General features: G+C 62.8%; 1 protein-coding gene and 1 CRISPR repeat array. The gene reads left to right on the top strand.

From position 1 onward, the window contains the following. Nucleotides 1-5: 5 nt before the first annotated feature. Nucleotides 6-4,792: a CRISPR direct-repeat array (repeat unit 29 nt; unit sequence CTGTTCCCCGCGCGAGCGGGGGTAATTCC). A 719-nt stretch (nucleotides 4,793-5,511) separates the two neighbouring features. Beyond that, nucleotides 5,512-5,757 (top strand): helix-turn-helix domain-containing protein, encoded by a 246-nt coding sequence (locus ACRQEC_RS09480; RefSeq protein ID WP_284890626.1) that lies wholly within the window; start codon nucleotides 5,512-5,514, stop codon nucleotides 5,755-5,757. The last annotated feature ends 133 nt before the right edge of the window (nucleotides 5,758-5,890 follow it).

Here is a 5,890-nt window from a genome sequence, read left to right as displayed (position 1 = left end):
GGCGCCTGTTCCCCGCGCGAGCGGGGGTAATTCCGCGGCTACCGCGCTTGACGGTGTTGCTAGTTTCTGTTCCCCGCGCGAGCGGGGGTAATTCCTAAGACGCAGCGGGACGCGGATCTCTTCCTTGCTGTTCCCCGCGCGAGCGGGGGTAATTCCGCTTAGCCCGTAGGCGTCAGCGATAGCGAGAGCTGTTCCCCGCGCGAGCGGGGGTAATTCCGAGCCGATAACGACAAACGCACCACCAGGCCTCTGTTCCCCGCGCGAGCGGGGGTAATTCCGTCTTGTATGGTATCCGCACCCTAGCCTCGCTCTGTTCCCCGCGCGAGCGGGGGTAATTCCGCTAGAGATGGTGCCGGGGTCTCCGGCTACGGCTGTTCCCCGCGCGAGCGGGGGTAATTCCTATATAACGAGATGCTCCAGTTGCGGCACGAACTGTTCCCCGCGCGAGCGGGGGTAATTCCCCCTAAGAAAGGAGCAAGAAATGGCTATCCTCCTGTTCCCCGCGCGAGCGGGGGTAATTCCGGCATGAGCGAAAAAATCTCGGCCCCCTGGATCTGTTCCCCGCGCGAGCGGGGGTAATTCCATATTGGGATTCGGCCGATCACCAGCGAAATTCTGTTCCCCGCGCGAGCGGGGGTAATTCCAGGGGGCGTTATGTCCAGCATTAGCGCGAAATCTGTTCCCCGCGCGAGCGGGGGTAATTCCCTCCCCCGCGCTGAATAGGCGTGTCCAGAATCCTGTTCCCCGCGCGAGCGGGGGTAATTCCCGTAGAGGGGACTGGCCGGGTTCGAGACCCGGCTGTTCCCCGCGCGAGCGGGGGTAATTCTTTGAGGGTGATTCGGGCGGCGGGAATTACCCCCTGTTCCCCGCGCGAGCGGGGGTAATTCCGACACGCTATACACGCACACCCGCGCAAATTTCTGTTCCCCGCGCGAGCGGGGGTAATTCCTGGCAGGTTAGCTACCCGCGCCGGGCGGGTATCTGTTCCCCGCGCGAGCGGGGGTAATTCCAGACAGATAGCGCAGTGCCGCGATGGTTGCCTCTGTTCCCCGCGCGAGCGGGGGTAATTCCGAGGCGACCGCGAACATGGCCTTGGAGGTGCGCTGTTCCCCGCGCGAGCGGGGGTAATTCCACGGGGCGCGGTGAACCCTGGACGGACGACCACTGTTCCCCGCGCGAGCGGGGGTAATTCTAATCTGATAACTAATACCTTCTGCATCAAAACCTGTTCCCCGCGCGAGCGGGGGTAATTCCCCGTGGTTAGGTTTCAATTCCGCTTTAATGCTCTGTTCCCCGCGCGAGCGGGGGTAATTCCGCTGAGACCGGCGCCCCTGAGGATATCGGCTACTGTTCCCCGCGCGAGCGGGGGTAATTCCATCAAGAATTTTGAAGGCACAACCAACTTCGACTGTTCCCCGCGCGAGCGGGGGTAATTCCTTCATGAAGGAGGGAGTCCAATAATGCGCCCCCTGTTCCCCGCGCGAGCGGGGGTAATTCCGAGGGCTTCCGCGCGGGCGCGGGCCTGGTCAGCTGTTCCCCGCGCGAGCGGGGGTAATTCCGTACCGTATAGCCGGTTACGGCGAGCGCGTCTCTGTTCCCCGCGCGAGCGGGGGTAATTCCCGACTGTGCCACTTCAAGCTCTGACCGGATCTCTGTTCCCCGCGCGAGCGGGGGTAATTCCTGAAAGGGACTGACAAAATGGCTAAGTTTGAACTGTTCCCCGCGCGAGCGGGGGTAATTCCCGGCAAGCCTTCCCCCTGTTCTTTGATGTGGCCTGTTCCCCGCGCGAGCGGGGGTAATTCCCCGATTCCCCGGGCTAGCGATCATAGGAGCAACTGTTCCCCGCGCGAGCGGGGGTAATTCCTTGTTCCCGGCTCCGCCCTGTTTGCGCTACGACTGTTCCCCGCGCGAGCGGGGGTAATTCACCATGTTCTTATCGTGGAAGATAATCCCTATGCTGTTCCCCGCGCGAGCGGGGGTAATTCCCAGAAAGCGGCGCAGGATGCTATCGCCCGCGCCTGTTCCCCGCGCGAGCGGGGGTAATTCCGCGGATAACGTCCGATTCGTTAGGCCGGGGGACTGTTCCCCGCGCGAGCGGGGGTAATTCCGCCCGCGCATGACTGAAACCCTTGTAGCCCTCCTGTTCCCCGCGCGAGCGGGGGTAATTCCGGGAATGGCCATAAGCCCGGCGTGTTTGTCAACTGTTCCCCGCGCGAGCGGGGGTAATTCCTACTGATCATCGGAAAATGGCACGACGTGACACTGTTCCCCGCGCGAGCGGGGGTAATTCCTTTATGCGGGTCCGATAATGTCACGGTGGCGTCTGTTCCCCGCGCGAGCGGGGGTAATTCCGGCCAGTTCGGCTACTGGACCATCCGCGGCCTCTGTTCCCCGCGCGAGCGGGGGTAATTCCGCCACCCGCACCAGCGCCCAAGACCTCATCACCTGTTCCCCGCGCGAGCGGGGGTAATTCCTACTTTGAGCTTGCCGGCGGCGCTGGTGGAGTCTGTTCCCCGCGCGAGCGGGGGTAATTCCTACGCCGGTGGAAGCGGCGACCACCGCGGCCGCTGTTCCCCGCGCGAGCGGGGGTAATTCCGCTCTGCTTATGAGGATGCGCAGAAGATCGCACTGTTCCCCGCGCGAGCGGGGGTAATTCCTCTTAAAATACAGCAAAGCAAGTGAAAAATACCTGTTCCCCGCGCGAGCGGGGGTAATTCCGGGGACTACTACTACAGCGATGTGTATCCGAGCTGTTCCCCGCGCGAGCGGGGGTAATTCCGGGGACTACTACTACAGCGATGTGTATCCGAGCTGTTCCCCGCGCGAGCGGGGGTAATTCCCGAAGTAGCGAAAGCGAATTTTGAGAATTTGACTGTTCCCCGCGCGAGCGGGGGTAATTCCCGAGGAACTGCCGTTCGGTAAGATCACACTCGCTGTTCCCCGCGCGAGCGGGGGTAATTCCGCGGGCGCCGGCGGGCGGCACTATGTAAGGGTCTGTTCCCCGCGCGAGCGGGGGTAATTCCCTACTACCCGGCTTGAAGAAAGCGCGGCCGTACTGTTCCCCGCGCGAGCGGGGGTAATTCCTCTTAAAATACAGCAAAGCAAGTGAAAAATACCTGTTCCCCGCGCGAGCGGGGGTAATTCCTACCCCCCCCCGCGGGGTATGCCTTGTTATCTATCTGTTCCCCGCGCGAGCGGGGGTAATTCCCCCTTTTACCATGCGCGGGCGAAGGCAAGGCTCTGTTCCCCGCGCGAGCGGGGGTAATTCCTGGCCATCTACTTCCCTGTCATAGTGGCCCCACTGTTCCCCGCGCGAGCGGGGGTAATTCCGGAGCCGCCGGGGAATGGGAGGAAACCCGCGGCTGTTCCCCGCGCGAGCGGGGGTAATTCCGCGCACCCCGGAGCGCGAGAGCACGCGGGTGCCTGTTCCCCGCGCGAGCGGGGGTAATTCCTAACCCTCCCCTTAGTTTTCGCTCATGCGGATCTGTTCCCCGCGCGAGCGGGGGTAATTCCGATTACGCGAACCAGGCTTGATATTCCGGTGGCTGTTCCCCGCGCGAGCGGGGGTAATTCCGCGAAGGAGCACGCACGCGAATACTGGGAAACCTGTTCCCCGCGCGAGCGGGGGTAATTCCGTGTTGGCGGCGGGGTATGCGGTGGAGATTGGCTGTTCCCCGCGCGAGCGGGGGTAATTCCAGGATGTGACACAATAGGACAGAAATGTACAGCTGTTCCCCGCGCGAGCGGGGGTAATTCCGCCCCCGGGCGCGCCGTTCAAGTGCGCTCGACTGTTCCCCGCGCGAGCGGGGGTAATTCCGCCCCCGGGCGCGCCGTTCAAGTGCGCTCGACTGTTCCCCGCGCGAGCGGGGGTAATTCCCACGGGCACACTAACGAGGTACTGGCCATTCGCTGTTCCCCGCGCGAGCGGGGGTAATTCCGCTGCTCCTCCCTACACCCATCTCGAAAGGAACTGTTCCCCGCGCGAGCGGGGGTAATTCCATGGCCGCGGGCGGGCGGCGCGGCGCGCAGATCTGTTCCCCGCGCGAGCGGGGGTAATTCCATGGCCGCGGGCGGGCGGCGCGGCGCGCAAATCTGTTCCCCGCGCGAGCGGGGGTAATTCCGGGCCAGCCAGCGCGGTACCCCACCAGCGGGCCTCTTCCCCGCGCAAGCGGGGGTAATTCCGGGCGACCCGGCTCACCGAAACGGCTGAGGGGCTCTTCCCCGCGCAAGCGGGGGTAATTCCGGGAAGCGGTGAGCAGGGAAAGGGTGACGCCGCTCTTCCCCGCGCAAGCGGGGGTAATTCCCACCTTGCATAGGTGGCGGGGGGTGAGTAAGACTCTTCCCCGCGCAAGCGGGGGTAATTCCGGTGGCTCCTGATTAACGGTCGCGTCCCAGTCCTCTTCCCCGCGCAAGCGGGGGTAATTCCGTCACGGGCGGGCACGTCTGCGTCTAGTGATACTCTTCCCCGCGCAAGCGGGGGTAATTCCGTGAAGCATATCCCGGCGACGGTCAATAGCGTCTCTTCCCCGCGCAAGCGGGGGTAATTCCAATGAAGAAAGCGTGCATGCGCGTGCGGTTATCTCTTCCCCGCGCAAGCGGGGGTAATTCCCTACAGCCAATCGAGCGCCTACCGATCATCGCCTCTTCCCCGCGCAAGCGGGGGTAATTCCATGATCAGCAAACTCGAGGGGCTGCCTGAGAACTCTTCCCCGCGCGAGCGGGGGTAATTCCCGCCCCGACCTTGGCCTGCTTTCATTCGGCGCCTGTTCCCCGCGCGAGCGGGGGTAATTCCGAGCGTGGGTTCTGGCGTGGTGAGCGTGCGAACTCTTCCCCGCGCGAGATTGCCTGTTCGGTCAGGGCGTGCAGTTTTGGTTGCGCTGGGTGTGCATTTTTCCTTGCGCTAGTCGTACAATTCGTATTGCGCTAGTCGTGCAGTTTTAACTTGCGCTTGACAGCGAGCGGGGGTAATTCCCATCACCATTAACGCTTACAGCCTGAAGAGCGCTCTTCCCCGCGCGAGCGGGGGTAATTCCTGGAAGAAGGTCTGCGATATTGGGGGACGCATCTGTTCCCCGCGCGAGCGGGGGTAATTTCCAGGACGGTGCTATCCGGCTTGCGCGTGACCCCTGCTCCCCGCGCAAGCGGGGGTAATTCCGACGGGGCGAGCGAGATCGTCAAAGAATTCAACTCTTCCCCGCGCAAGCGGGGATAATTCCTGGAAGAAGGTCTGCGATATTGGGGGACGCATCTGTTCCCCGCGCGAGCGGGGGTAATTCTATGGATAGTACACGGACCTTGCCGCTTTTAGGCTGTTCCCCGCGCAAGCGGGGGGTAATTCTGCTCTCAAAGGTGCCGGCGTTCAAAGCGGTGCCTGTTCCCCGCGCAAACGGGGCAATTCCGAAGGTGTGCTCATCCGCGCCCTAACCGACCTCTCTTCCCCGCGCGAGCGGGGATAATTCCAGTGATAGGGCGCTACGGCGCCCTATCACTGTATATAAGTAGCATTGATCCATGGATAAAGACACTTTCGCCGCCAGCCGGCGCCACCTGCGCCTATCGGTAAAGCAATGCGCCGCAGCCCTCGGCGTTTCACCCCGTACCCTGCGCGCCTGGGAATCCGGACGGGATCCTATCCCGCCCGGTGCCGCCGATGACCTCGCCGCGCTCATGCAGCGGCCCGCGCCACCTCACGCAAACAGCGGTAACTCTTCCCCGCGCAAGCAGGAAAATTATCAAGAGAGCGTTAAACCGGAATGACTGATGCAAGAAGTCTGATTTCCACTCAGTCCAAAGCTAATGAAATAAGGGACCTTCTAGTGTACCGTCCTTGATTTAGCTTTCTGGTTGTTGGGTGGGGGTTTCCAGGGTTGTTCTCGCGCGTGCTATTTTC

Origin of the sequence: Actinotignum saccati (genome assembly GCF_051265055.1) — a bacterium.
Classification (GTDB): domain Bacteria; phylum Actinomycetota; class Actinomycetes; order Actinomycetales; family Actinomycetaceae; genus Actinotignum.
This window is presented reverse-complemented; position numbering and strand designations above follow the sequence as displayed.

Coding starts and splice junctions, on each gene's coding strand:
- ACRQEC_RS09480 (WP_284890626.1), top strand. CDS start 5,512: ATGGATAAAGACACTTTCGCCGCCAGCCGGCGCCACCTGCGCCTATCG.